This window comes from Stenotrophomonas sp. GbtcB23 (assembly GCF_019091045.1).
In the GTDB taxonomy this organism is placed as follows: Bacteria; Pseudomonadota; Gammaproteobacteria; order Xanthomonadales; family Xanthomonadaceae; genus Stenotrophomonas; species Stenotrophomonas rhizophila_A.
On the sequence record NZ_JAGXKC010000730.1, the window covers coordinates 1 to 232 of the forward strand.

Annotated in this window: 1 protein-coding gene; it reads left to right on the top strand. The window is 70.3% G+C overall.

The features are described 5' to 3' along the window. Positions 1-29 precede the first annotated feature (29 nt). Positions 30-232: tRNA-guanine transglycosylase (locus KVS69_RS20735; RefSeq protein ID WP_217540232.1), on the top strand; the 203-nt coding region annotated here is incomplete at its 3' end.

Sequence of the window (232 nt, forward strand, 5' to 3'; positions counted from 1 at the left end):
CGGCAATTTTTTGCCCGAAGGCCCGCCCCATGCCCCGACTCCAGTCCCAGCTCCAGACCACCGCCGGGCGCCCCCGTCGTGGCCGCCTGACCTTCCCGCGCGGGACGGTGGAAACCCCGGCCTTCATGCCGGTGGGTACCTATGGGACGGACAAGGGCATCCTGCCGGAGCAGATCCGCGCCCTGGGCGCCGAGATCAGCCTGGGCCACACCTTCCATCTGTACCTGCGCCC